This window comes from Pseudomonas sp. P8_229 (genome assembly GCF_034008635.1).
GTDB lineage: Bacteria > Pseudomonadota > Gammaproteobacteria > Pseudomonadales > Pseudomonadaceae > Aquipseudomonas.
In genome coordinates this window covers 2,264,057-2,287,648 of record NZ_CP125378.1, presented here as the reverse complement: position 1 = coordinate 2,287,648, position 23,592 = coordinate 2,264,057, and the positions used below count along the sequence as shown (strand labels likewise).

The 23,592-nt window shown below is 56.5% G+C and carries 20 protein-coding genes, 2 tRNA genes and 3 rRNA genes; 16 read left to right on the top strand and 9 right to left on the bottom strand.

Going from position 1 to position 23,592, the window contains the following annotated elements:
• Positions 1-18 precede the first annotated feature (18 nt).
• The 4 genes from QMK55_RS10440 to QMK55_RS10425 all read left to right on the top strand — a co-directional run bounded on the left by QMK55_RS10440 (position 19) and on the right by QMK55_RS10425 (position 3,337).
• Entirely contained in the window at positions 19-612 is a 594-nt protein-coding gene (locus tag QMK55_RS10440; protein WP_025113531.1) for an aminodeoxychorismate/anthranilate synthase component II, read from the top strand.
• 9 nt (positions 613-621) lie between these two features.
• Positions 622-1,671 (top strand): anthranilate phosphoribosyltransferase, encoded by a 1,050-nt coding sequence (gene trpD, locus QMK55_RS10435; RefSeq protein WP_102356213.1) that lies wholly within the window; start codon positions 622-624, stop codon positions 1,669-1,671.
• Positions 1,668-2,504 carry an indole-3-glycerol phosphate synthase TrpC gene (trpC, locus tag QMK55_RS10430; RefSeq protein ID WP_102356212.1) on the top strand — a complete coding sequence of 279 codons (837 nt, stop codon included), beginning with the start codon at positions 1,668-1,670 and terminating at the stop codon, positions 2,502-2,504. Before trpD ends, trpC begins: the two co-directional genes overlap by 4 nt.
• A gap of 134 nt (positions 2,505-2,638) precedes the next feature.
• Positions 2,639-3,337, top strand: coding sequence for a biotin/lipoate A/B protein ligase family protein (locus QMK55_RS10425; RefSeq protein WP_102356211.1), 699 nt, complete (start codon positions 2,639-2,641; stop codon positions 3,335-3,337).
• A 10-nt stretch (positions 3,338-3,347) separates the two neighbouring features.
• Here QMK55_RS10425 and crp read toward each other — a convergent pair whose 3' ends face one another.
• On the bottom strand, positions 3,348-3,992 hold the full coding sequence (gene crp / locus QMK55_RS10420) for a cAMP-activated global transcriptional regulator CRP (protein WP_102356210.1): 645 nt from the start codon (positions 3,990-3,992) through the stop codon (positions 3,348-3,350).
• A gap of 239 nt (positions 3,993-4,231) precedes the next feature.
• Here crp and QMK55_RS10415 point away from each other — a divergent pair, with 239 nt between their 5' ends.
• The gene (locus tag QMK55_RS10415) at positions 4,232-4,654 is read left to right on the top strand and encodes an OsmC family protein (protein WP_003228794.1); all 423 of its coding nucleotides are present in this window, start codon (positions 4,232-4,234) and stop codon (positions 4,652-4,654) included.
• A 237-nt stretch (positions 4,655-4,891) separates the two neighbouring features.
• Positions 4,892-5,686 (top strand): adenosylmethionine decarboxylase, encoded by a 795-nt coding sequence (gene speD, locus QMK55_RS10410; RefSeq protein WP_025113535.1) that lies wholly within the window; start codon positions 4,892-4,894, stop codon positions 5,684-5,686.
• A 97-nt stretch (positions 5,687-5,783) separates the two neighbouring features.
• Here the strand turns inward: speD and coq7 are convergent, their stop codons facing one another.
• The 6 genes from coq7 to hemJ all read right to left on the bottom strand — a co-directional run bounded on the left by coq7 (position 5,784) and on the right by hemJ (position 10,369).
• Positions 5,784-6,431, bottom strand: a complete 648-nt coding sequence (coq7, locus tag QMK55_RS10405; protein ID WP_041070133.1) for a 2-polyprenyl-3-methyl-6-methoxy-1,4-benzoquinone monooxygenase — start codon at positions 6,429-6,431, stop codon at positions 5,784-5,786.
• A 210-nt stretch (positions 6,432-6,641) separates the two neighbouring features.
• Positions 6,642-6,980, bottom strand: coding sequence for a histidine triad nucleotide-binding protein (locus QMK55_RS10400; protein ID WP_003228789.1), 339 nt, complete (start codon positions 6,978-6,980; stop codon positions 6,642-6,644).
• Positions 6,981-7,060: 80 nt separating this feature from the next.
• On the bottom strand, positions 7,061-7,849 hold the full coding sequence (locus QMK55_RS10395) for an SDR family oxidoreductase (RefSeq protein WP_320329129.1): 789 nt from the start codon (positions 7,847-7,849) through the stop codon (positions 7,061-7,063).
• Positions 7,850-7,910: 61 nt separating this feature from the next.
• Positions 7,911-8,861 (bottom strand): DUF805 domain-containing protein, encoded by a 951-nt coding sequence (locus QMK55_RS10390; protein WP_320329128.1) that lies wholly within the window; start codon positions 8,859-8,861, stop codon positions 7,911-7,913.
• Between the two features lie 77 nt (positions 8,862-8,938).
• Positions 8,939-9,907, bottom strand: coding sequence for a nitronate monooxygenase family protein (locus tag QMK55_RS10385; RefSeq protein WP_320329127.1), 969 nt, complete (start codon positions 9,905-9,907; stop codon positions 8,939-8,941).
• A gap of 33 nt (positions 9,908-9,940) precedes the next feature.
• The gene (gene hemJ / locus QMK55_RS10380; protein WP_027610742.1) at positions 9,941-10,369 is read right to left on the bottom strand and encodes a protoporphyrinogen oxidase HemJ; all 429 of its coding nucleotides are present in this window, start codon (positions 10,367-10,369) and stop codon (positions 9,941-9,943) included.
• Between the two features lie 135 nt (positions 10,370-10,504).
• Between hemJ and argC the strand changes: the two genes are divergently transcribed.
• Together argC and erpA are read left to right on the top strand one after the other, a co-directional pair.
• On the top strand, positions 10,505-11,539 hold the full coding sequence (argC, locus tag QMK55_RS10375) for an N-acetyl-gamma-glutamyl-phosphate reductase (RefSeq protein ID WP_320329126.1): 1,035 nt from the start codon (positions 10,505-10,507) through the stop codon (positions 11,537-11,539).
• 167 nt (positions 11,540-11,706) lie between these two features.
• Positions 11,707-12,057: an iron-sulfur cluster insertion protein ErpA gene (gene erpA / locus QMK55_RS10370; protein ID WP_003228776.1), complete on the top strand. Its 351-nt coding sequence runs from the start codon at positions 11,707-11,709 to the stop codon at positions 12,055-12,057.
• 75 nt (positions 12,058-12,132) lie between these two features.
• Here erpA and QMK55_RS10365 read toward each other — a convergent pair whose 3' ends face one another.
• The gene (locus QMK55_RS10365) at positions 12,133-13,224 is read right to left on the bottom strand and encodes an anhydro-N-acetylmuramic acid kinase (RefSeq protein ID WP_102356205.1); all 1,092 of its coding nucleotides are present in this window, start codon (positions 13,222-13,224) and stop codon (positions 12,133-12,135) included.
• A gap of 3 nt (positions 13,225-13,227) precedes the next feature.
• Entirely contained in the window at positions 13,228-14,652 is a 1,425-nt protein-coding gene (locus tag QMK55_RS10360; protein WP_320329125.1) for a peptidoglycan DD-metalloendopeptidase family protein, read from the bottom strand.
• A 212-nt stretch (positions 14,653-14,864) separates the two neighbouring features.
• On the opposite strand from QMK55_RS10360, the gene tyrS reads away from it, so the two are divergent.
• The 8 genes from tyrS (at position 14,865) to QMK55_RS10320 (ending at position 23,588) form a co-directional block, all read left to right on the top strand.
• Positions 14,865-16,064: a tyrosine--tRNA ligase gene (gene tyrS, locus QMK55_RS10355; RefSeq protein WP_320329124.1), complete on the top strand. Its 1,200-nt coding sequence runs from the start codon at positions 14,865-14,867 to the stop codon at positions 16,062-16,064.
• 496 nt (positions 16,065-16,560) lie between these two features.
• Positions 16,561-18,097 (top strand): 16S ribosomal RNA (locus QMK55_RS10350).
• Between the two features lie 124 nt (positions 18,098-18,221).
• Positions 18,222-18,298, top strand: a tRNA-Ile gene (locus QMK55_RS10345).
• Positions 18,299-18,307: 9 nt separating this feature from the next.
• A tRNA-Ala gene (locus QMK55_RS10340) sits at positions 18,308-18,383 on the top strand.
• A 227-nt stretch (positions 18,384-18,610) separates the two neighbouring features.
• Positions 18,611-21,502: ribosomal RNA gene (locus QMK55_RS10335) — 23S ribosomal RNA — on the top strand.
• A 145-nt stretch (positions 21,503-21,647) separates the two neighbouring features.
• A 5S ribosomal RNA gene (gene rrf, locus QMK55_RS10330) occupies positions 21,648-21,763 on the top strand.
• The 16S, 23S and 5S rRNA genes sit together here with 2 tRNA genes alongside, the layout of an rRNA operon.
• A 132-nt stretch (positions 21,764-21,895) precedes the next feature.
• On the top strand, positions 21,896-22,849 hold the full coding sequence (gene birA, locus QMK55_RS10325) for a bifunctional biotin--[acetyl-CoA-carboxylase] ligase/biotin operon repressor BirA (protein ID WP_320329123.1): 954 nt from the start codon (positions 21,896-21,898) through the stop codon (positions 22,847-22,849).
• On the top strand, positions 22,839-23,588 hold the full coding sequence (locus QMK55_RS10320; RefSeq protein WP_102358884.1) for a pantothenate kinase: 750 nt from the start codon (positions 22,839-22,841) through the stop codon (positions 23,586-23,588). The genes birA and QMK55_RS10320 overlap by 11 nt, the downstream gene beginning before the upstream one ends.
• The last annotated feature ends 4 nt before the right edge of the window (positions 23,589-23,592 follow it).

The following is a 23,592-nucleotide window of genomic DNA, read 5'->3' as shown; positions in this document are numbered from 1 at the left end:
CAAGAGGTTCGAAACGCCATGTTGCTGATGATCGACAACTACGACTCCTTTACTTACAACGTTGTGCAATACCTCGGCGAGCTGGGTGCCGAGGTCAAAGTCGTGCGCAACGACGAATTGACCATCGCCGAAATCGAAGCGCTCAACCCGGAGCGCATCGTGGTTTCCCCAGGTCCGTGCACACCGACCGAAGCCGGCATCTCCATCGAAGCCATCAAGCACTTCGCCGGCAAACTGCCGATCCTCGGCGTTTGCCTGGGCCATCAGTCCATCGGTCAGGCCTTCGGCGGCGATGTGGTGCGTGCCCGTCAGGTGATGCACGGTAAGACTAGTCCGGTATTCCACGAGGACAAGGGCGTTTTTGCCGGTCTGAATCATCCGCTGACGGTTACCCGCTACCACTCGCTGATCGTCAAACACGATACTTTGCCCGATTGCCTGGAGCTAACGGCGTGGACCCAGCACGATGACGGCAGCGTCGACGAAATCATGGGCCTGCGTCACAAGACCCTGAACATTGAGGGCGTACAGTTCCACCCCGAGTCGATCCTGACGGAGCAGGGCCATGAACTGTTTGCCAACTTCCTCAAACAAACCGGCGGCACGCGCTAAGGACTTTCCATGAATATCAAGACAGCCCTGAGCCGTATCGTCGAACACCTCGACCTCAGCACCGAAGAAATGCGCGACGTGATGCGCGAAATCATGACCGGCCAATGCACCGACGCGCAGATTGGCGCGTTCATGATGGCCATGCGCATGAAGAGCGAGAGCATCGACGAAATCGTCGGCGCCGTGTCGGTGATGCGTGAGCTGGCAGATCAGGTCGAACTCAAAACTCTCGACGGCGTAGTCGACGTGGTCGGCACCGGCGGTGACGGCGCGAACATCTTCAACGTGTCGACCGCTTCTTCCTTTGTTGTCGCAGCCGCCGGTTGCACAGTGGCCAAGCACGGCAACCGCGCGGTATCGGGCAAGAGCGGCAGCGCCGACTTGCTGGAAGCCGCCGGCATCTACCTGAACCTGACGCCGGTGCAGGTTGCCCGTTGCATCGACAACGTCGGCATCGGTTTCATGTTTGCCCAGACCCATCACAAAGCCATGAAGTACGCCGCCGGCCCGCGCCGCGATCTCGGCCTGCGTACGCTGTTCAACATGCTCGGCCCGCTTACGAATCCGGCCGGTGTGAAACATCAGGTGGTGGGCGTGTTCACCCAGGCCTTGTGCCGGCCATTGGCCGAAGTCTTGCAGCGCCTGGGCAGCAAACACGTGCTGGTGGTGCATTCCAAAGACGGTCTGGACGAGTTCAGCCTGGCCGCGCCGACGTATGTCGCCGAGCTGAAGAACAACGAGATCACTGAGTATTGGGTCGAGCCGGAAGATCTGGGCATGAAGAGCCAGAGCCTGCATGGCCTGTCGGTTGACGGTCCGGAAGCGTCGCTGGCGCTGATCCGCGATGCACTGGGCAAGCGCAAAACCGAAAACGGCCAGAAAGCTGCTGAAATGATTGTGCTCAATGCCGGTGCCGCACTGTACGCTGCCGACCTGGCCTCAAGTTTGAAAGAAGGCGTGGCGCTTGCGCACGACGCCCTGCACACCGGTCTCGCTCGGGAGAAACTCGAAGAGTTGGGTGCCTTTACCGCGGTATTCAAAGTGGAGAATGAGGGATGAGTGTACCGACGGTTCTGGAAAACATTCTGGCGCGCAAAGTCCAGGAGGTCGCCGAACGTAGCGCTCGCGTCAGCCTGAGCGAGCTGGAAAGTCTGGCCAAGGCGGCCGATGCACCCCGTGGTTTTGCCCAGGCATTGCTGGCGCAGGCCAAGAAGAAACAACCGGCGGTGATCGCTGAAATCAAGAAGGCTTCGCCGAGCAAAGGTGTGATCCGCGAGAACTTCGTGCCCGCCGACATCGCCAGGAGCTACGAGAAGGGCGGGGCGACCTGCCTGTCGGTGCTGACCGACATCGATTACTTCCAGGGCGCCGATGCTTACCTGCAACAGGCCCGCGCCGCGTGCAAGTTGCCGGTGATCCGCAAGGACTTCATGATCGATCCGTACCAGATCGTCGAAGCCCGCGCGCTGGGCGCCGACTGCGTGCTGTTGATCGTCTCCGCACTGGATGACGTGAAAATGGCCGAGCTGGCTTCGGTCGCCAAAGGCGTCGGTCTTGACGTGCTGGTGGAAGTGCACGACGGTGATGAGCTGGAGCGCGCGCTGAAAACCCTCGACACGCCACTGGTCGGGGTCAACAACCGCAATCTGCACACCTTCGACGTCAGCCTGGAAACCACCCTCGACCTGCTGCCGCGCATCCCGCGCGATCGTCTGGTGATCACCGAGAGCGGCATCCTCAACCGCGCCGATGTCGAACTGATGGAAATCAGCGACGTCTACGCGTTCCTGGTGGGCGAGGCGTTCATGCGTGCCGAAAGCCCGGGCACCGAGCTGCAACGCCTGTTCTTCCCGGAGCGTGGCGTTCCGGTCAGCGGTTCGACCCTCGACTGACTCGGTCAGACCGAGTAGACGCCATTGCGAGCAGGCTCACTCCTACACTTGGAATGCGTTCCCCCTGTAGGAGTGAGCCTGCTCGCGATGACGACATAAGATTCACCTCAGACTGAACGTCCTACGGAAACCTTATGATCCCTGCCTCCCTCACCATCGAAGCCGGCCTGCAAGCCGAACAGGATTTGCTGGCCTCGGTCTGCGCTGGTAACGCCGAATTCGACCTGCTGTTCTGGCAACCCAGCGATCGCGCGCTGGTCATGCCGCGCCGCCTCAACCGCCTGCCCGGTTTTGAGCATGCCTGCGAAGTCTCCGCCGCTGCCGGCTGGCCGGTGCTGTTGCGTGAAACAGGCGGCGAACCGGTCCCGCAATCGGCTTCAACCATCAACATCGCTCTGGTCTATGCTCCGCCTCGCAGCGAAGGCGATCTGAACCGCATCGAAACCGGTTACCGGCGTCTGTGTGATCCGATCCGCGAGTTGCTGGATGAACTGGGCGGCACGTCGTCCTTGGGTGAAATCGACGGTGCATTCTGCGACGGTCGTTTCAACGTCAACCTCGACGGGCGCAAGATGGTCGGTACGGCCCAGCGCTGGCGCCAGAGTCAGGGCGGTCAGCGCCCGGTGGGTCTGGTGCACGGGGCGATGCTGGTGGCTAACGAGCGCGAGTCGATGGTCGCAGCGGTCAATCGCTTCAATGAGGCTTGCGGACTGGAGCAGCGAGTGCGTGCCGAAAGCCATATCGCCCTGCACGAGAAGTTCGCCGCGCCAAATGCACTGGCGCGTCTTGCTGAGCTGTTTCGTTTGATGCTGGCGCAGGTCTACAGCGCCTGACGGTGCGCGCTTAGCGGGTACCGAAGACCACCATGGTCTTGCCTTTCACATCGACCAGGTTGCGTTCTTCCAGATCCTTGAGCACGCGACCGACCATCTCCCGCGAACAACCGACAATCCGCCCGATTTCCTGACGGGTTACCTTGATCTGCATGCCGTCCGGGTGGGTCATAGCGTCGGGTTGTTTGCACAGTTCCAGCAGGCAGCGAGCCACGCGACCGGTGACGTCGAAGAACGCCAGGTCGCCCACTTTGCGCGTGGTATTGCGCAGACGTTGTGCGATTTGTCCGCTGAGGACGTAAAGAATGTCTGGATCCTGCTGCGACAATTCGCGGAACTTCACATAACTGATTTCAGCGATTTCGCATTCGACCTTGGCCCGCACCCAGGCACTGCGCTCCTGTTCCTGGCCAGCTTGTTCGAACAGGCCCAGCTCACCGAAGAAATCTCCGGCATTGAGGTAGGCGATGATCATTTCGCGACCGTCGTCGTCCTCAATCAGGATGGTGACCGAACCCTTGATGATGAAGTACAGCGTGTCCGAGCGATCGCCGGCGCAGATGATGTTGCTCTTGGCCGCATGGCGACGGCGCTGGCAATGCAACAACAGCTTGTCGAGGTTCTTGATTTTGGGTGTGGGGGTAATAGCAACCATGGTTGTATCCCGAAAAGACTGCACGGTGATGTTTGATTTTTTTATGAGGCGCTGAAGGTGGTCGCTACACAGGCTGACAATTGGCGCCAGCGAATTGGCGCCAGCTTACCAGACACTTCGTCGAAAATTCGAGAAATTACCTACGTTGCAAAGGCCTCCGTCCTAAGAGCGGCGTGCGCTGTCAAAGCAAAGGCCTGTGCTAAGCTGGCGACCCTTTTTTCTACAGTGGAGTCTTGGCGATGAAGGCACGCATCCAATGGGCTGGCGAAGCCATGTTCCTCGGCGAATCCGGTAGCGGTCATGTCGTGGTCATGGACGGTCCGCCGGACGCCGGTGGTCGTAATCTAGGGGTTCGCCCGATGGAAATGCTCCTGTTGGGCGTTGGCGGTTGCAGCAACTTCGACGTGGTCAGCATCCTCAAGAAGTCGCGTCAGGCGGTTGAGAGCTGCGAAGCCTTCCTCGAAGCCGAGCGTGCAACCGAAGATCCGAAGGTGTTTACCAAGATCCACATGCACTTCGTGGTCAAGGGTCGTGGCCTGAAGGAAGCCCAGGTCAAACGCGCCATCGAACTGTCTGCAGAGAAGTATTGCTCGGCCTCGATCATGCTCGGCGCGGCCGGCGTGGCGATCACTCACGATTATGAAATCGTCGAACTCGGTTGAACCGACATTCAACTATCATAAAAGCAGTGCAGACTCTGGCGATCCCTCGCTGACGTCTGCATAATGCGCCACTTTTTTCAGGGCAGTGATCGGTCAACCGACGGGTCATCCGCCTGAACAGATAACCAAAATCGCCATCGCGAAGAGGTGTTAACCGTCCTACGCAGGTGCGTTGTTCGCACTTGACGGGCATGCTTGATCACGCGGCTGCGCCGCATACATAGAGAGTTTTTAACGGTGAAAAGCAAACTCAAGCTCCACGGGTTCAATAACCTGACAAAGACCTTGAGCTTCAACATCTATGACATCTGCTACGCGGAAACCCCGCAAGACCAGCAGGCTTACGTCGAGTACATCAATCAAGAGTACAACGCCGAACGCCTGACGCAGATCCTCACGGAAGTTGTCGAAATCATTGGTGCCAACATTCTGAACATTGCCAGTCAGAACTATGAGCCTCAGGGTGCCAGCGTCACGATTCTGATCTCGGAAGAGCCGGTGACCCCGACTGACAGCCAGATCGAAGAGTCCCCGGGTCCATTGCCCGAAATCATCCTTGCCCACCTCGACAAGAGCCACATCACGGTGCACACCTACCCGGAAATCCATCCGGACGCCGGTATTGCGACGTTCCGTGTGGACATTGACGTGTCGACCTGTGGTGTCATTTCACCGCTTAAAGCGCTCAACTTCCTCATTCACCAGTTCGATTCGGACATCGTGACTGTGGACTACCGTGTGCGCGGCTTCACCCGTGACGTTGAAGGCAACAAGCACTTCATCGATCACGAGATCAACTCGATCCAGAACTACCTTTCCGAAGACACCCGCGACGCGTACCAGATGACCGACGTGAACGTGTACCAGGAAAACCTGTTCCACACCAAAATGCTGCTGAAGAACTTCGAACTGGATAACTACCTGTTCGGCGACGCCACCAGCAACCTGTCCCCTGAGCAACGCGCTCAGGTGACCGAGCGGGTGAAGCACGAAATGCTCGAAATCTTCTACGCACGCAATATGCCGGCGTAAGCTTTCAACGCACAAAAAAGGCGACTACTTTGCGGTAGTCGCCTTTTTTATTGCCGAAATGCAGAACCTGTAGGGGTTGCGCCAGACAGCGCCAAATTCAGATCCTGTAGGTGCTCTTGGTCATCACCTTGGCCAACAGACTCATCCCGAATTTCACCGGCGCCGGAAAACGGAAACCACCGGCATCCAGCGCACTCTCCGCATGATGTTCTTCATCGATGCGCATCTGCTGCAGAATCGCCCGGGACTTCTCGTCTTCGGCCGGCAATTGCTCAAGGTGCTCGTTCAAGTGCTTGCACACCTGATGCTCGGTGGCCGCGACGAAACCGAGGCTGACCTTGTCGCTGATCAGGCCGGCCACCGCGCCAATGCCGAACGACATGCCGTAGAACAGTGGGTTGAGCACGCTGGTGTGGCTGCCCAGTTGATGGATGCGCTGTTCGCACCACACCAAGTGATCAATTTCTTCTTCGGCAGCGTGCTCCATGGCGGCACGCACCTGCGGCAACTTGGCGGTCAGCGCCTGCCCTTGGTACAGCGCCTGGGCGCAGACTTCACCGGTATGGTTGATGCGCATCAGGCCGGCAACGTGACGGGTGTCCTCGTCGCTCATTTGCACTTCAGGCTGCACGATCGCTGGCGACGGGCGGTAAGGCTGGCCGCTGAAGGGCAGCAGGGTACGCATCGCGGCATCGGCTTGCAGCAGAAGACGGTCAATCGGCGAGTAGTGACGTTGGGTAGTCATGCTGACCTCCGGGAAAAATCTCGACCGCCAGTTTAACCGAATCGGCCGGGGAAGGTTTGCGCTGGGTCATTTGCCGCACGGTATAGGGGGGCGTGCGTTCATGCTCTGGGTGGGAGTGGGCTTGCTCGCGAAGACGCCGGCACATTCAAAATCTCATTGCCAGACAATCCGCTTCGCGAGCAAGCCCGCTCCCACAGGATTTCCGCTGAATCAGCCCGGTGGCCAGTTCATCTGGCGCTGACCCAGTACGTGCATATGAATGTGATAGACGGTCTGCCCACCTTTTTCATTGCAGTTCATTACCACCCGGAAACCTTCCTCGCAGCCCAGTTCCAGCGCCAGGCGCTGAGCAGTGAACAGAATGTGCCCGGCCAGTGCCTTGTCGTCCTCGGTCAGGTCATTGAGGGTGCGCACCGGTTTCTTCGGGATCACCAGAAAATGCACCGGTGCCTGTGGGGCGATGTCGTGGAACGCCAGAACCTGGTCGTCCTCGTAGATGATCTTGGCCGGGATCTCCCGGTTGATGATCTTGGTGAACAGAGTATCCACTGCTGTTTTCTCCGTTGTGTGGGCTGGCCTGAGTGTACTCATGGGAAATGACCCCGCCCAGTGTTTTGCCGTAGGACAGTTCAGCGCGGGCAGTAAGCCTTGTTGACCATGCCGACGATGGTGCGATTGAGCCAGCGTGAACCGAGGCGCGGCAGGAAGGCGAGCCAGCGGTTGCGGCGTCCCGGAATGATGATTGCGCGGTTTTTCTCCAGTGCGCGCACGGTGTACAGCGCGACTTCCTCAGGACTCATCAGTAGCTTGCTGTCCTTGAGTTTGTCGCTGTTGAGCTGCGCGGTGCGGAAAAACGCGGTGCGGGTCGGGCCGGGGCAGAGCACCGAGACCTTGACCGCGCTCTGTTTGAGCTCAACCCGCAGCGCTTCGGAGAAGTGCAATACGTAAGCCTTGCTGGCGTAGTAGGTGCTCATCCACGGACCGGGATTGAACGCCGCCATCGAGGCGACGTTGAGAATCTGCCCACCGCCCTGCAACGCCATGCTGTTGCCAATGGCGTGGCACAGGCGGGTGAGGGCGAGGATGTTCACTTCGATTAGGTCCTGCTCGGTCATCCAGTCCTGCGCCAGAAACGGGCCGCAGGTGCCGATGCCGGCGCAGTTGACCAACAGATCGATCTGTCGGTCGCCTTCTTCCAGTTCCAGCAGGAAGCCGGACAGGCGCAAAGGCTCGCCGAGGTCGCAGGCACGGAACAAGACCTCCACGCCAAAGCGCTGGGTCAGTTCGATTGCGATACTTTCCAGCTGATCACGCTGTCGGGCCACCAGAATCAGGCTGCGGCCGCGCCGGGCCAGGGCTTCGGCCATGGCCAGGCCGATGCCGCTGGAGGCGCCAGTGATCAGAGCGTAACGGGTCATGCAATTCTCCATCGCAACAGCTCCGCGCCAGCGACGCAGGTGTCACGGCGGGGAGCGTTGTTCATTCTTTCGCAGAGTCTACAGGGGCCGGAGCCGCTTCGGCTGCATCGTCCACCGAATTCGCCGCGGGTGTGGTCTCGATCTCGACTTCATCGGTGGTGACCGAACCGCTTTCATAGCTGCTCTCAAGGTTGGTCTCATATTCCTGCTGAATGGCCGAGATGCCGCCCAGCATGCCGCCGGCAAATACCAGCGCGAAGAATACGATCCACAGCGAGCACAGCACCTTGACCGCGGTGCTGTTGGGGGGCGGTGGCGGGCCGTAGCGGTTGGCGCCGGTGTTGCCGGGTACGACCATGATCACCAGCGGGAAGAAGCTGCCCACGAAGGGCACCAGGTTCAGCAGCCATAACCAGCCGGACCAGCCGATGTCGTGCAGGCGCTGCACGCTGAACAGGATGCTGACAATGATGAAACCGAGGAACAGGAAGACCGCAAAAATCCCGCCGATGATCAGGCCGGTGGTGGAGTCGCCGCTGACAAGTCCCAAGGCGATCAGTGCGAATACGCCAACGATCGGCAGGGTCACCAGGCTCAGCACCATCGTCCATGCGAGGAAGCGCAGGCGACCGATCCGTCCTTCGACACTGAATGGCTTGAGCGCAGCGAACGCCGGCAGGTGCTCGCCAACGTTGGCGCGCGGTGGTGCGTAGGGGGAGTCCGGTTCTGCAGCAGCGGACGGATGTTCGTGCACGTCCGCCAGGTTCAGCTCGATCGCCGTTTCGCTTTCGATCCGCGCGTCGATCCCGGTCTTGCTCAGTGCTTGCAGATAGGTCTGGGCGTCACTGTGGGACAGGTCGTGCTTGAGGGCGATGGTGTTGCCATTGAACAGGCGTTCGATGGCGGCCACATCGCTTTTGAACAGGGCTGCCAGATTGAGCTTGGCAGTGTTGATATCGACACCGGGCTGTAGAGCACCGTCGAAAACAATCTTGTAACGGGGTTCGCTCATGGCCGAGGCATCCTTGTCGCGAATGAATTGAAGGTCGAATTGTAAGGCCAGTCGGTCGGCGACTGACCTGGTTTTTCTCAGCGTGGCCAGCGTTTCTGCAACTGCGCTGCGCGTTCCAGTGCCTGACGGTATTGCGCGTCGAGCCGGGCGATCAACTGATCCACACTCGGCAGGTCGTCGATTTGCCCTACGCCCTGACCGGCGGACCACACGGTTTTCCAGGCTTTGGCTTCATCGTTGATCGGCTTGAGCTTGTCGCCGAAATTGACTTCGCCCTTGCCTTGCAGCGCGGCCATGTCGAAACCCGCTGCCTCCAGACTCTGGCGCATGAAGCTGGCCGGTACGCCTGAGACCGCAGGAGTATGAATGATGTCCGTCGCTTTGGCAGTCAGGAGCATCTGCTTGTAGGCGTCAGGCGCATGGCTTTCGGTGGTGCCGATAAATCGCGTGCCGAAGTAGGCCAGATCGGCACCGAGCAACTGTGCGGCAAGAATTTCATGGCCGTGGTTAAGGCATCCTGCAAGCAGCAGGGTTTTATCGAAGAATTCGCGGATCTCGGCGATCAGTGCAAACGGGCTCCAGGTGCCGGCGTGGCCGCCAGCGCCGGCCGCAACCGCGATCAAACCGTCGACCCCGGCTTCGGCGGCTTTCTCGGCATGGCGGCGCGTGGTCACATCGTGGAAAACCAGGCCGCCATAACTGTGAACCGCGTCGACCAGTTCCTTCACCGCGCCGAGGCTGGTGATGACAATCGGCACCTTGTGTTCGACGCAGATGTTCAAGTCCGCCTGCAGGCGCGGGTTGCTGCTGTGGACGATCAGGTTCACCGCATACGGTGCCGGATTGTCGAGTGTCGCCAGTCCGGCCTCGATCTGTTCCAGCCAGGCTTTGAAGCCGCTGCTTTCACGCTGGTTCAGGGCTGGAAAGCTGCCGACCACGCCGTTGCGGCAGCAGGCTAGCACCAGCTCCGGGTTGGAAATCAGGAACATCGGCGCCGCCACGACGGGCAGACGCAGACGTTGTTCGAGCAGAGCGGGCAGCGACATTGGAAATCCCCCGAAGTGTGGTGCCTGTTGAAGTTAGAACGGCTTGACCACGACCAGAATTACGATAGCCAGCAATATCAGAACCGGCACTTCATTGAACCAGCGATAAAAGACATGGCTGCGGGTGTTCTCGCCACGGGCGAAACGTTTTACCTGCGCGCCGCACATGTGGTGATAGCCGATCAGCAAGACCACCAGGGTCAGCTTGGCGTGAATCCAGCCGCCCATGCTGAAGATGCCCGGATTGAGGTAGATCAGCCAGCCGCCGAAGATCAGCGTAGCGATCATCGCCGGGCCCATGATGCCGCGATACAGCTTGCGTTCCATGAGGCTGAAGCGTTCCTTGCTGATCGCGTCTTCACTTTGCGCGTGATAAACGAACAGCCGCGGCAGGTAGAACAGCCCGGCAAACCAGCACACGACGCTGACGATATGAAACGCTTTGATCCATAGATAGAGCATTTTTGGTTATTCCCAGGTTCACGGTAGCCGGGATAGTAGAGGCTTGAGCGTCCGCACGTCACCTTGACGGTTGTCGCAGGCGCGCGCGGCCCCTATTATCGACAGCTTTCCAGTGGGTTCGTTGAGGGCAGGTTTATGGTCAAGGTCGGTATCGTCGGCGGCACGGGTTACACCGGTGTCGAACTGCTGCGTCTGTTGGCACAGCATCCGCAGGCAGAAGTGGTTGTGATCACTTCTCGATCCGAGGCCGGTCTGGCCGTGGCTGACATGTATCCGAACCTGCGCGGCCACTACGATGGCCTGGCATTCAGCATGCCGGACATCAAGACCCTGGGTGCTTGCGACGTGGTTTTTTTCGCCACCCCGCACGGCGTAGCTCATGCTCTGGCCGGCGAACTGCTGGCGGCGGGCACCAAGGTCATCGACCTGTCGGCGGATTTTCGTCTGCAGGACGCTGAAGAGTGGGCCAAGTGGTACGGTCAGCCGCACGGCGCCCCCGCGCTGCTGGACGAAGCGGTCTACGGTTTGCCCGAAGTGAATCGCGAGCAGATCAAGAAGGCACGCCTGATTGCCGTTCCGGGTTGCTATCCAACCGCTACGCAACTGGGTTTCCTGCCGCTTCTGGAAGCGGGTCTGGCCGATACTTCGCGTCTGATCGCCGACTGCAAATCCGGTGTCAGCGGTGCCGGTCGTGGCGCAGCGGTAGGCTCGCTGTACTCCGAGACATCGGAAAGCATGAAGGCTTACGCGGTGAAAGGTCATCGTCACCTGCCGGAAATTCGCCAGGGCCTGCGTCGCGCCGCCGGTAAGGACGTCGGCCTGACCTTCGTTCCACACCTGACGCCAATGATCCGTGGCATTCACTCCACGCTCTACGCGACCGTGGTTGATCGCTCGGTGGATCTGCAGGCGCTGTTCGAAAAGCGTTATGCCAACGAGCCGTTCGTCGATGTGATGCCGGCCGGCAGCCATCCGGAAACCCGCAGTGTTCGCGGCGCCAACGTCTGCCGCATTGCGGTTCACCGTCCGCAGGATGGCGATCTGGTGGTGGTGTTGTCGGTGATCGACAATTTGGTCAAGGGTGCGTCGGGCCAGGCGGTGCAGAACATGAACATCCTGTTCGGACTGGACGAGCGCTTCGGTTTGTCCCACGCCGGTATGCTGCCGTAACACTTTCGGCAACACAGCAAAAAGGCCCGTCAGACGGGCCTTTTTGCATTCTGGGCAGTTGGTCGGTTTATTGATATACCGTAACAATAGTTGACCGATTTTCTAGGACAAGCGGATAATGCGCGTCATCACGCATTATGGCGGCGTAACGCCGGGAGATAGTCAGCATGAGCGTCGAATCCTTCACCCCCACGGCTTTGCAATTCACCCAAGGTGCTGCGCACAAGGTGAAGAGCCTGGTCGATGAAGAGGGGAATGATCGCTTGAAGCTGCGCGTATTCGTTACGGGCGGCGGTTGTTCAGGGTTTCAGTACGGTTTCACCTTCGATGAAGATGTAGCCGAAGACGACACCATCGTCGAGCGCGAAGGCGTGAGTCTGGTGGTTGATCCGATGAGCTTCCAGTACCTGGCCGGTGCCGAAGTCGACTACCAGGAAGGTCTGGAAGGTTCGCGCTTCGTGATCAAGAACCCGAACGCCACCACGACCTGTGGTTGCGGCTCTTCGTTCTCGATCTGATCGCACCGCGCTGCACACAACAAAACGCCGCAGAGCCTTACGGTTCTACGGCGTTTTTTGTTGTCTGCGTTTTGCTTAGTTAGGGTAGATCGCGCCGAGTACGCGCAGGCCTTTGGCGCCGGTGACACTTGGACGGTTCGCGGCTATGCCTTCGAGGCAGCAATGGGCCAGCCAGGCGAAGGCCATGGCCTCGACCCAGTCTGGATCAACGCCATGGCTGGCAGTGCTGGCAACGACTGCGTTTGGCAGTAGATCTGCCAGGCGTTTCATCAGTGTGGCATTGTGCGCGCCACCACCACAGACCAACATTTCCTGGGTATCGGCTTGAGCACTTTGCAGCGACTCGACGATGGTCAGTACCGTCAACTCCAGCAGCGTAGCCTGGACGTTTTCAGCCGCAAAGACCGGTAACTTTGATAGGTGGTGTTCCAGCCAAGGCAGGTTGAACACTTCGCGCCCAGTGCTCTTCGGGCCTTTTGTCACGAAGAACGGGTCTCTGATCATGGCTTTCAACAGCGCGGGTTCGACATTGCCAGTGGCTGCCCATTGGCCGTTGCGATCATAGTTCTCGCCACGTTGCTGGTGAATCCAGGCATCCATCAGCACATTCCCTGGGCCGCAGTCGAAACCGGCTACAGGCCTGGTCGGCTCAATCAGACTGAGATTGCTGAAACCGCCGACATTCAAGACCGCACGGTTACCGGTACGCTCTTCGAACAAAGCCTCGTGGAAGGCAGGCACTAACGGGGCACCTTGGCCGCCGGCTGCGACATCGCGGCTACGGAAATCACTGACGACAGTGATACCGGTCAGCTCCGTAAGCAGCGCAGGGTTGCCGATCTGCACGGTGAAGCCACGGGCGGGCTCATGACGAATGGTTTGGCCATGGCTGCCGATGGCGCGAATGGCTTCAGGCTTGAGTCGCTGTTGGTCGAGCAGGGTGTGGATACCCTGCGCCGCGAGTCTCACCCAATGTTGCTGGGCAATCGCCGAGCGGGCAATCTCGTCAGGGCCGCTGGCGCACAAGCTCAAGAGCTCAGTGCGCAGGGAGTCAGGCATGGGAATGTAGTGTGTGGCGATCAGCTTGATCGCCGGGGTCTGTTCGATCAGCGCGATGTCCAGTCCATCGAGGCTGGTGCCGGACATCACACCGATATAGAGGGCCATGGCTTAACGCTTGCTCGAAGCCAGCATGGTGGCCTTCTCTTGGTCCATGCGCGCCATCAGCGGCTGGCTCTGTGCAAGGAAGCGGGCACGTTCGGACTTGGCAATCGGGTCGGCCATCGGCAGCTTCTGGCCCAGAGGGTCGACGTGAACGCCGTTGACCTGGAACTCATAGTGCAAGTGCGGACCGGTGGACAGGCCGGTAGTGCCGATATAACCGATCACTTGACCCTGTTTGACGGTACCGCCGGTCTTCACGCCTTTGGCGAAGCCCTGCATGTGGCCGTAGAGCGTACGGTAGGTGTTGCCGTGCTGAATGATCACGGTGTTGCCGTAGCCGCCGCGGCGACCGGCCAGCAGTACTTTACCGTCACCGGCGGCCTTGATTGGCGTACCGCGCGGCGCTGCGTAATCGACGCCTTTATGGGCGCGGATCTTGTTGAGGATCGGGTGTTTGCGGCCCATGGAGAACTTCGAGCTGATGCGGGCAAAGTCCACCGGAGTCCGGATGAACGCCTTGCGCATGCTGTTGCCATCGGCAGTGTAATAGCTGCTGTTGCCTTGCTTGTTGGTGTAACGCACGGCTGTGTAGGTCTTGCCGCGGTTGGTGAAGCGCGCGGAAAGAATAGGACCAGTGCCGACTGCCTTGCCGTTGACTACCTTCTGCTCGTAGATCACATCGAATTCGTCACCCTGGCGGATGTCCTGGGCGAAATCAACGTCGTAGCCGAAGACGCTGGCCATATCCATGGTCATGCTGTGGGAGAGACCGGCGCGAGCGGCGGATTGTGACAGCGAGCTATTGATGACGCCGTGTACATAAGCGGTGCGAACGGTAGGTTTTGCGGTGGCCCGGTTGAACGCATAACCCTTGTCATTCTTGGTCAGGGTGATGGTTTCTACATCACTGACCTTGCTGTGCAGGCTGGTCAGTTGGCCTTGTGGGTTCACTTCGAATTCAAGTTTCTGGCCGTGCTTGAGCTGGCTGAACTGCTTGGCTTGTTTGTCACTGGCCAGTACCTCATGCACAGCAGCAGATGGCAGACCAACCTTTTCAAACAGGGTGGACAGCGTGTCGCCCTTGGCAACGATCACTTCCCGATGGCCGGGAGCCTTTGGTTTTTCGGCGACTGGAGCCGGCGCGGGTGCGGCTTCAGCGGTTTTCGGCGTGTTTTCTTCAGCGTTTTCGATCTGGGCAAATGGCGAAGCGACTGGCTCACTTGTGGCTTGAGCCGCATCAGCAGCGTCTTGATCTTGTGTCAGTTGTTCAGCAGGACTTTCCAGTTCAAGGCTCAGGGTCGTCTTTTTGGCTTCAACATCACTGGAAGGGAATACCAGGAGCGCCAGGCTGAGAAGGGCGGCGATTCCACTTGCTGCGAGCAGGTGGGTCTTCGGGTAAAGCGGTGGCGCTTTAGACGGTTCAGTGGTCATAAGTAATTTTGACTTTGAAAAAAGATGAATTGGAAAAGATGAATGACATGATGAAGATGAAATAACTGTATAAAATATAACCAAATCATCCCCGAAGCAAGTCTACAGACGCCCTGTCTGTAGATTGGTGTCCGTGCGCCGGGCAAAACTTGTAATTGGTGCGCGATCTTGTATGGTTGGTTCCCTTTGAATCTGAGCCTTGCGGGTCTGTTATGAAGTCGGTTGAAGAGCAGCTAGCGCTGATTAAACGTGGTGCGGAAGAACTGTTGGTCGAGTCCGAGCTGATCGAGAAGCTCAAGCGCGGCCAGCCGCTGCGTATCAAGGCTGGTTTCGATCCAACCGCTCCGGACCTGCACCTGGGTCATACCGTGCTTATTAATAAGCTGCGTCAGTTCCAGAAGCTGGGGCATCAGGTGATCTTCCTTATAGGTGACTTCACCGGGATGATCGGTGATCCGAGCGGCAAGAGCGCCACGCGCCCACCTTTGACTCGTGAGCAGGTTCTGGAAAATGCCGAGACTTATAAGTCTCAGGTATTCAAAATTCTTGATCCGGCCAAAACCGAAGTTGCGTTCAACTCCACCTGGATGGATCAGATGGGGCCTGCGGACTTCATTCGCCTGACTTCGCAATACACCGTCGCTCGCATGCTCGAGCGCGATGACTTCGACAAGCGCTATACCACCAATCAGCCAATCGCTATCCATGAGTTCCTCTATCCGCTGGTTCAGGGTTATGACTCGGTTGCTTTGCGCGCGGATGTCGAGTTGGGTGGTACTGATCAGAAGTTCAACCTGCTGATGGGGCGTGAACTGCAGCGTGGTTATGGTCAGGAGGCTCAGTGCATTCTGACCATGCCGTTGCTTGAAGGTCTGGATGGTGTGAAGAAGATGTCCAAATCGTTGGGCAACTACGTCGGTATCCAGGAAGCGCCAGGTGTCATGTATGGCAAGCTGGTTTCGATCCCGGATGCATTGATGTGGCGTTACTTCGAACTGCTCAGCTTTCGGTCAATGGATGAGATCAATGCTTTCCGTGCAGATGTAAAGGCAGGTGCTAACCCGCGCGACATCAAGATCAAGTTGGCGGAAGAGATTGTTGCGCGCTTCCATGGTGAGGAAGCGGCAGCCAATGCTCATCGCGCTGCGGGTAACCGTATGAAGGATGGTGAGCTGCCGGATGATCTGCCAGAGATCGAGCTGACTTCCGCTGAGGATATGCCGATTGCTGCTGTCCTTAATAAGGCAGGCCTGGTGAAGAACTCGGCGGCTGCACGCGACCTGTTGGCTTCTGGTGGTGTGCGAGTTGATGGTGAAGTGGTTGATCGTTCCTTTATATATGTACTGGGCACGACTCACGTTTGTCAGGCGGGCAAGAAGGCATTTGCGCGTATCGCGTTGAAATCTGAATAAATTTTCAAGTAGGGGTTGACGGCGAATTTTAGAAGTCTATAATTCGCCCCACTTCCGGCGCAGTCGAAACGGAAAACTCCTTGAGATTCAATGAGTTATGTAGGTTTCGGCAGTGGGTTGCTTCAGTTCATCGAAGCCGAAAGGAAGTTGAAAAAGAGGTGTTGACAACAGCGAGTAACGCTGTAGAATTCGCCTCCCGCTGACGAGAGATCGGAAGCGCAAGTGGTTGAAGTTGTTGAAGAAATCTTCGAAAACTTCTGAAAATAATCACTTGACAGCAAATGAGGCTGCTGTAGAATGCGCGCCTCGGTTGAGACGAAAGATCTTAACCAACCGCTCTTTAACAACTGAATCAAGCAATTCGTGTGGGTGCTTGTGGAGTCAGACTGATAGTCAACAAGATTATCAGCATCACAAGTTACTCCGCGAGAAATCAAAGATGGAACCAACGATTGCTGAGCCAAGTTTAGGGTTTCTTAAAAACCCAAAGATGTTTGAACTGAAGAGTTTGATCATGGCTCAGATTGAACGCTGGCGGCAGGCCTAACACATGCAAGTCGAGCGGATGAAAGGAGCTTGCTCCTGGATTCAGCGGCGGACGGGTGAGTAATGCCTAGGAATCTGCCTGGTAGTGGGGGACAACGTTTCGAAAGGAACGCTAATACCGCATACGTCCTACGGGAGAAAGCAGGGGACCTTCGGGCCTTGCGCTATCAGATGAGCCTAGGTCGGATTAGCTAGTTGGTGAGGTAATGGCTCACCAAGGCGACGATCCGTAACTGGTCTGAGAGGATGATCAGTCACACTGGAACTGAGACACGGTCCAGACTCCTACGGGAGGCAGCAGTGGGGAATATTGGACAATGGGCGAAAGCCTGATCCAGCCATGCCGCGTGTGTGAAGAAGGTCTTCGGATTGTAAAGCACTTTAAGTTGGGAGGAAGGGCATTAACCTAATACGTTAGTGTTTTGACGTTACCGACAGAATAAGCACCGGCTAACTCTGTGCCAGCAGCCGCGGTAATACAGAGGGTGCAAGCGTTAATCGGAATTACTGGGCGTAAAGCGCGCGTAGGTGGTTCGTTAAGTTGAATGTGAAATCCCCGGGCTCAACCTGGGAACTGCATCCAAAACTGGCGAGCTAGAGTATGGTAGAGGGTGGTGGAATTTCCTGTGTAGCGGTGAAATGCGTAGATATAGGAAGGAACACCAGTGGCGAAGGCGACCACCTGGACTGATACTGACACTGAGGTGCGAAAGCGTGGGGAGCAAACAGGATTAGATACCCTGGTAGTCCACGCCGTAAACGATGTCAACTAGCCGTTGGGAGCCTTGAGCTCTTAGTGGCGCAGCTAACGCATTAAGTTGACCGCCTGGGGAGTACGGCCGCAAGGTTAAAACTCAAATGAATTGACGGGGGCCCGCACAAGCGGTGGAGCATGTGGTTTAATTCGAAGCAACGCGAAGAACCTTACCAGGCCTTGACATCCAATGAACTTTCCAGAGATGGATTGGTGCCTTCGGGAACATTGAGACAGGTGCTGCATGGCTGTCGTCAGCTCGTGTCGTGAGATGTTGGGTTAAGTCCCGTAACGAGCGCAACCCTTGTCCTTAGTTACCAGCACGTAATGGTGGGCACTCTAAGGAGACTGCCGGTGACAAACCGGAGGAAGGTGGGGATGACGTCAAGTCATCATGGCCCTTACGGCCTGGGCTACACACGTGCTACAATGGTCGGTACAGAGGGTTGCCAAGCCGCGAGGTGGAGCTAATCCCACAAAACCGATCGTAGTCCGGATCGCAGTCTGCAACTCGACTGCGTGAAGTCGGAATCGCTAGTAATCGCGAATCAGAATGTCGCGGTGAATACGTTCCCGGGCCTTGTACACACCGCCCGTCACACCATGGGAGTGGGTTGCACCAGAAGTAGCTAGTCTAACCTTCGGGAGGACGGTTACCACGGTGTGATTCATGACTGGGGTGAAGTCGTAACAAGGTAGCCGTAGGGGAACCTGCGGCTGGATCACCTCCTTAATCGACGACATCAGCTGCTCCATAAGTTCCCACACGAATTGCTTGATTCATTGAAGAAGACGATAGAAGCAGCTTTAAGCTCCAAGCTGATAGCTCTTAGCTAATCAGTTACGCGCTCGAAATTGGGTCTGTAGCTCAGTTGGTTAGAGCGCACCCCTGATAAGGGTGAGGTCGGCAGTTCGAATCTGCCCAGACCCACCAATTTTGTATGGGGCCATAGCTCAGCTGGGAGAGCGCCTGCCTTGCACGCAGGAGGTCAACGGTTCGATCCCGTTTGGCTCCACCATTAACTGCTTCTGCTTGTTAGAGTTTAGAAATGAATATTCCGGTGTGAATATTGATTTCTAGTCTTTGATTAGATCGTTCTTTAAAAATTTGGGTATGTGATAGAAAGATAGACTGGATAGCACTTTCACTGGTGTTTATTCAGGCTAAGGTAAAATTTGTGAGTTTAATCGCGAATTTTCGGCGAATGTCGTCTTCACAGTATAACCAGATTGCTTGGGGTTATATGGTCAAGTGAAGAAGCGCATACGGTGGATGCCTTGGCAGTCAGAGGCGATGAAAGACGTGGTAGCCTGCGAAAAGCTTCGGGGAGTCGGCAAACAGACTTTGATCCGGAGATGTCTGAATGGGGGAACCCAGCCATCATAAGATGGTTATCTTGTACTGAATACATAGGTGCAAGAGGCGAACCAGGGGAACTGAAACATCTAAGTACCCTGAGGAAAAGAAATCAACCGAGATTCCCTTAGTAGTGGCGAGCGAACGGGGACTAGCCCTTAAGTGGCTTTGAGATTAGCGGAACGCTCTGGAAAGTGCGGCCATAGTGGGTGATAGCCCTGTACGCGAAAATCTCTTGGTCATGAAATCGAGTAGGACGGAGCACGAGAAACTTTGTCTGAATATGGGGGGACCATCCTCCAAGGCTAAATACTACTGACTGACCGATAGTGAACTAGTACCGTGAGGGAAAGGCGAAAAGAACCCCGGAGAGGGGAGTGAAATAGATCCTGAAACCGTATGCGTACAAGCAGTGGGAGCCCACTTTGTTGGGTGACTGCGTACCTTTTGTATAATGGGTCAGCGACTTATTTTCAGTGGCGAGCTTAACCGAATAGGGGAGGCGTAGCGAAAGCGAGTCTTAATAGGGCGTCTAGTCGCTGGGAATAGACCCGAAACCGGGCGATCTATCCATGGGCAGGTTGAAGGTTAGGTAACACTGACTGGAGGACCGAACCGACTACCGTTGAAAAGTTAGCGGATGACCTGTGGATCGGAGTGAAAGGCTAATCAAGCTCGGAGATAGCTGGTTCTCCTCGAAAGCTATTTAGGTAGCGCCTCATGTATCACTGTAGGGGGTAGAGCACTGTTTCGGCTAGGGGGTCATCCCGACTTACCAAACCGATGCAAACTCCGAATACCTACAAGTGCCGAGCATGGGAGACACACGGCGGGTGCTAACGTCCGTCGTGAAAAGGGAAACAACCCAGACCGTCAGCTAAGGTCCCAAAGTTATGGTTAAGTGGGAAACGATGTGGGAAGGCTTAGACAGCTAGGAGGTTGGCTTAGAAGCAGCCACCCTTTAAAGAAAGCGTAATAGCTCACTAGTCGAGTCGGCCTGCGCGGAAGATGTAACGGGGCTCAAACCATACACCGAAGCTACGGGTATCACTTAGGTGATGCGGTAGAGGAGCGTTCTGTAAGCCTGTGAAGGTGAGTTGAGAAGCTTGCTGGAGGTATCAGAAGTGCGAATGCTGACATGAGTAACGACAATGGGTGTGAAAAACACCCACGCCGAAAGACCAAGGTTTCCTGCGCAACGTTAATCGACGCAGGGTTAGTCGGTCCCTAAGGCGAGGCTGAAAAGCGTAGTCGATGGAAAACAGGTTAATATTCCTGTACTTCTGGTTATTGCGATGGAGGGACGGAGAAGGCTAGGCCAGCTTGGCGTTGGTTGTCCAAGTTTAAGGTGGTAGGCTGAGATCTTAGGTAAATCCGGGATCTTAAGGCCGAGAGCTGATGACGAGTTACCCTTTGGGTGACGAAGTGGTTGATGCCATGCTTCCAAGAAAAGCTTCTAAGCTTCAGGTAACCAGGAACCGTACCCCAAACCGACACAGGTGGTTGGGTAGAGAATACCAAGGCGCTTGAGAGAACTCGGGTGAAGGAACTAGGCAAAATGGCACCGTAACTTCGGGAGAAGGTGCGCCGGTGAGGGTGAAGGACTTGCTCCGTAAGCTCATGCCGGTCGAAGATACCAGGCCGCTGCGACTGTTTATTAAAAACACAGCACTCTGCAAACACGAAAGTGGACGTATAGGGTGTGACGCCTGCCCGGTGCCGGAAGGTTAATTGATGGGGTTAGCTAACGCGAAGCTCTTGATCGAAGCCCCGGTAAACGGCGGCCGTAACTATAACGGTCCTAAGGTAGCGAAATTCCTTGTCGGGTAAGTTCCGACCTGCACGAATGGCGTAACGATGGCGGCGCTGTCTCCACCCGAGACTCAGTGAAATTGAAATCGCTGTGAAGATGCAGTGTATCCGCGGCTAGACGGAAAGACCCCGTGAACCTTTACTATAGCTTTGCACTGGACTTTGAATTTGCTTGTGTAGGATAGGTGGGAGGCTTTGAAGCGTGGACGCCAGTTCGCGTGGAGCCATCCTTGAAATACCACCCTGGCAACTTTGAGGTTCTAACTCAGGTCCGTTATCCGGATCGAGGACAGTGTATGGTGGGTAGTTTGACTGGGGCGGTCTCCTCCTAAAGAGTAACGGAGGAGTACGAAGGTGCGCTCAGACCGGTCGGAAATCGGTCGTAGAGTATAAAGGCAAAAGCGCGCTTGACTGCGAGACAGACACGTCGAGCAGGTACGAAAGTAGGTCTTAGTGATCCGGTGGTTCTGTATGGAAGGGCCATCGCTCAACGGATAAAAGGTACTCCGGGGATAACAGGCTGATACCGCCCAAGAGTTCATATCGACGGCGGTGTTTGGCACCTCGATGTCGGCTCATCACATCCTGGGGCTGAAGCCGGTCCCAAGGGTATGGCTGTTCGCCATTTAAAGTGGTACGCGAGCTGGGTTTAGAACGTCGTGAGACAGTTCGGTCCCTATCTGCCGTGGACGTTTGAGATTTGAGAGGGGCTGCTCCTAGTACGAGAGGACCGGAGTGGACGAACCTCTGGTGTTCCGGTTGTCACGCCAGTGGCATTGCCGGGTAGCTATGTTCGGGAAAGATAACCGCTGAAAGCATCTAAGCGGGAAACTTGCCTCAAGATGAGATCTCACTGGAACCTTGAGTTCCCTGAAGGGCCGTCGAAGACTACGACGTTGATAGGTTGGGTGTGTAAGCGCTGTGAGGCGTTGAGCTAACCAATACTAATTGCCCGTGAGGCTTGACCATATAACACCCAAGCAATTTGCGAACTCGAGAGAGGCCAGATTGCGGTGTGTGAAGACGAAACGAACCGAAAGTTCGAGAGAAACACACAAACTATCGCATACCCAATTTGCTGAAGCGTCGAAAGACGAGTCGGCACACCGAATTTCTTGACGACCATAGAGCGTTGGAACCACCTGATCCCATCCCGAACTCAGCAGTGAAACGATGCATCGCCGATGGTAGTGTGGGGTTTCCCCATGTGAGAGTAGGTCATCGTCAAGATTAAATTCCGAAACCCCAATTGCGAAAGCAATTGGGGTTTTGTTTTGCCCGCAGGAAAGTGGTTTGCTTGATTTCTATGCAATCGCTCGGCTCATGGCTATTATTCGGGCCTCATTGTGAGGCGAGACCTGCATGCTGACGTTGTTGAATCTTTTAAAGGATGGTCGATTCCATTCTGGCCAGGCTCTGGGGCTTGCTCTGGGTATCAGTCGAAGTGCTGTATGGAAGCAGCTTCAGCATCTTGAGGCTGAACTCGGGTTGTCCATTAATAAGGTCCGGGGTCGAGGCTATCAACTTGCGGCACCCTTGACGTTGCTTGATCCTCTGGAAATCAGCGCCCTGGCTTCGGTTTGGCCGATGACTGTCTTTGACTCCATAGACTCCACCAATGCAGAGGCGCTGCGCGCGATCAATCAAGGGTGTGCGGCTCCGTTTCTGGTATTGGCGGAGCGGCAGATCTCCGGTCGAGGTCGCAGGGGGCGCAAGTGGGTAAGTCCTTTTGCTGAAAACCTCTATTACAGCCTTGTACTGCGTATTGAAGGCGGCATGCGCCAGCTTGAGGGGTTGAGTCTTGTGGTCGGTCTGGCGGTTATGCATGTCCTGCGAAAGCTCGGTGTGTCGGGCGCTGGATTGAAGTGGCCCAACGACGTATTGGTCGGAAACAAGAAAATTGCCGGTATTCTTCTGGAACTCGTAGGGGATCCTGCAGACGTTTGTCACGTGGTGCTGGGCATAGGCATTAACGTGAATATGCAGGTTGCTGACGAGGTCGGCCAGCAATGGACGTCGATTCGACTCGAGACGGGCAGGAGCTGTGATCGCAACGTATTGGTGGCGGAGCTAAGCGAGCAGTTGCGTGGCTATATCCATCGCCATCAGGTCGATGGCTTTTCAGCACTCCAGGATGAGTGGCAAAAGGATCATATGTGGCAAGGTCGCTCGGTTTCGTTGATAGCCGGCACTAGTCATATTGAAGGTGTAGTGCTCGGTATTGATGGTCAAGGGGCGCTGCGCTTGAAGGTGGATGGCGTGGAAAAAGTATTTAGCGGTGGTGAGCTCAGTCTGAGGTTGCGTGATGATTCTTGAGCTCGACTGTGGGAACAGCTTTATCAAGTGGCGGGTATTGAATTCCGCTGCCGGAGATCTTTTCGCGGAAGGTGTGGTCGACTCGGATCAGGCCCTGGTGGCTAGTCTGCATGCATTGGACGGCCTATCACTGCGCAACTGTCGCTTGGTTAGTGTCAGGACTAACGAGGAGACCGCCGCTCTGACTCGGATTCTCGAGCAGATGTTCGCCCTTTCTGTAGTGTGTGCGAAGCCGGCCAATGAAGTGTCTGGTGTCAAGAATGGCTATGACGACTATGAGCGTCTGGGGCTGGATCGTTGGTTGGCAATGCTCGGCGGTTTTCACTTGGCCGCAGGCGCTTGTCTGATTCTTGATTTCGGCACTGCAGTGACCGCGGACTTCATTAGTGCCGAGGGGGAGCATCTGGGAGGGTTCATTTGTCCGGGGATGCCATTGATGCGAAATCAGCTGCGCACACATACTCGGAATATCCGTTATGGAGATTTGGCTGCCGAGCGGGCTCTGACAAGTCATGCTCCGGGGCGGAGTACCGTTGAGGCGGTGGAGCGTGGGTGCTCGTTGATGTTGAGAGGTTTCGTGCTGACCCAAATGGAGATGGCCCGATCCTATTGGGGTGAACGCTTCACCGTCTTTATTACTGGTGGCGACGCAGGTTTGGTTGCGGATGTTGTGCCTGATGCCCGAGTCGTCCCGGATCTGGTCTTTGTGGGGTTGGCCATGGCGTGTCCCCTATCTTGAGGTT

Excerpts from the sequence above, each read along its gene's own strand:
- QMK55_RS10440 (WP_025113531.1), top strand. The coding sequence starts at position 19 with ATGTTGCTGATGATCGACAACTACGACTCCTTTACTTACAACGTTGTG.
- trpD (WP_102356213.1), top strand. The coding sequence starts at position 622 with ATGAATATCAAGACAGCCCTGAGCCGTATCGTCGAACACCTCGACCTC.
- trpC (WP_102356212.1), top strand. The coding sequence starts at position 1,668 with ATGAGTGTACCGACGGTTCTGGAAAACATTCTGGCGCGCAAAGTCCAG.
- QMK55_RS10425 (WP_102356211.1), top strand. The coding sequence starts at position 2,639 with ATGATCCCTGCCTCCCTCACCATCGAAGCCGGCCTGCAAGCCGAACAG.
- crp (WP_102356210.1), bottom strand. The coding sequence starts at position 3,992 with ATGGTTGCTATTACCCCCACACCCAAAATCAAGAACCTCGACAAGCTG.
- QMK55_RS10415 (WP_003228794.1), top strand. The coding sequence starts at position 4,232 with ATGAAGGCACGCATCCAATGGGCTGGCGAAGCCATGTTCCTCGGCGAA.
- coq7 (WP_041070133.1), bottom strand. The coding sequence starts at position 6,431 with ATGACTACCCAACGTCACTACTCGCCGATTGACCGTCTTCTGCTGCAA.
- QMK55_RS10395 (WP_320329129.1), bottom strand. The coding sequence starts at position 7,849 with ATGACCCGTTACGCTCTGATCACTGGCGCCTCCAGCGGCATCGGCCTG.
- QMK55_RS10390 (WP_320329128.1), bottom strand. The coding sequence starts at position 8,861 with ATGAGCGAACCCCGTTACAAGATTGTTTTCGACGGTGCTCTACAGCCC.
- QMK55_RS10385 (WP_320329127.1), bottom strand. The coding sequence starts at position 9,907 with ATGTCGCTGCCCGCTCTGCTCGAACAACGTCTGCGTCTGCCCGTCGTG.
- hemJ (WP_027610742.1), bottom strand. The coding sequence starts at position 10,369 with ATGCTCTATCTATGGATCAAAGCGTTTCATATCGTCAGCGTCGTGTGC.
- argC (WP_320329126.1), top strand. The coding sequence starts at position 10,505 with ATGGTCAAGGTCGGTATCGTCGGCGGCACGGGTTACACCGGTGTCGAA.
- erpA (WP_003228776.1), top strand. The coding sequence starts at position 11,707 with ATGAGCGTCGAATCCTTCACCCCCACGGCTTTGCAATTCACCCAAGGT.
- QMK55_RS10365 (WP_102356205.1), bottom strand. The coding sequence starts at position 13,224 with ATGGCCCTCTATATCGGTGTGATGTCCGGCACCAGCCTCGATGGACTG.
- QMK55_RS10360 (WP_320329125.1), bottom strand. The coding sequence starts at position 14,652 with ATGACCACTGAACCGTCTAAAGCGCCACCGCTTTACCCGAAGACCCAC.
- tyrS (WP_320329124.1), top strand. The coding sequence starts at position 14,865 with ATGAAGTCGGTTGAAGAGCAGCTAGCGCTGATTAAACGTGGTGCGGAA.
- birA (WP_320329123.1), top strand. The coding sequence starts at position 21,896 with ATGCTGACGTTGTTGAATCTTTTAAAGGATGGTCGATTCCATTCTGGC.
- QMK55_RS10320 (WP_102358884.1), top strand. The coding sequence starts at position 22,839 with ATGATTCTTGAGCTCGACTGTGGGAACAGCTTTATCAAGTGGCGGGTA.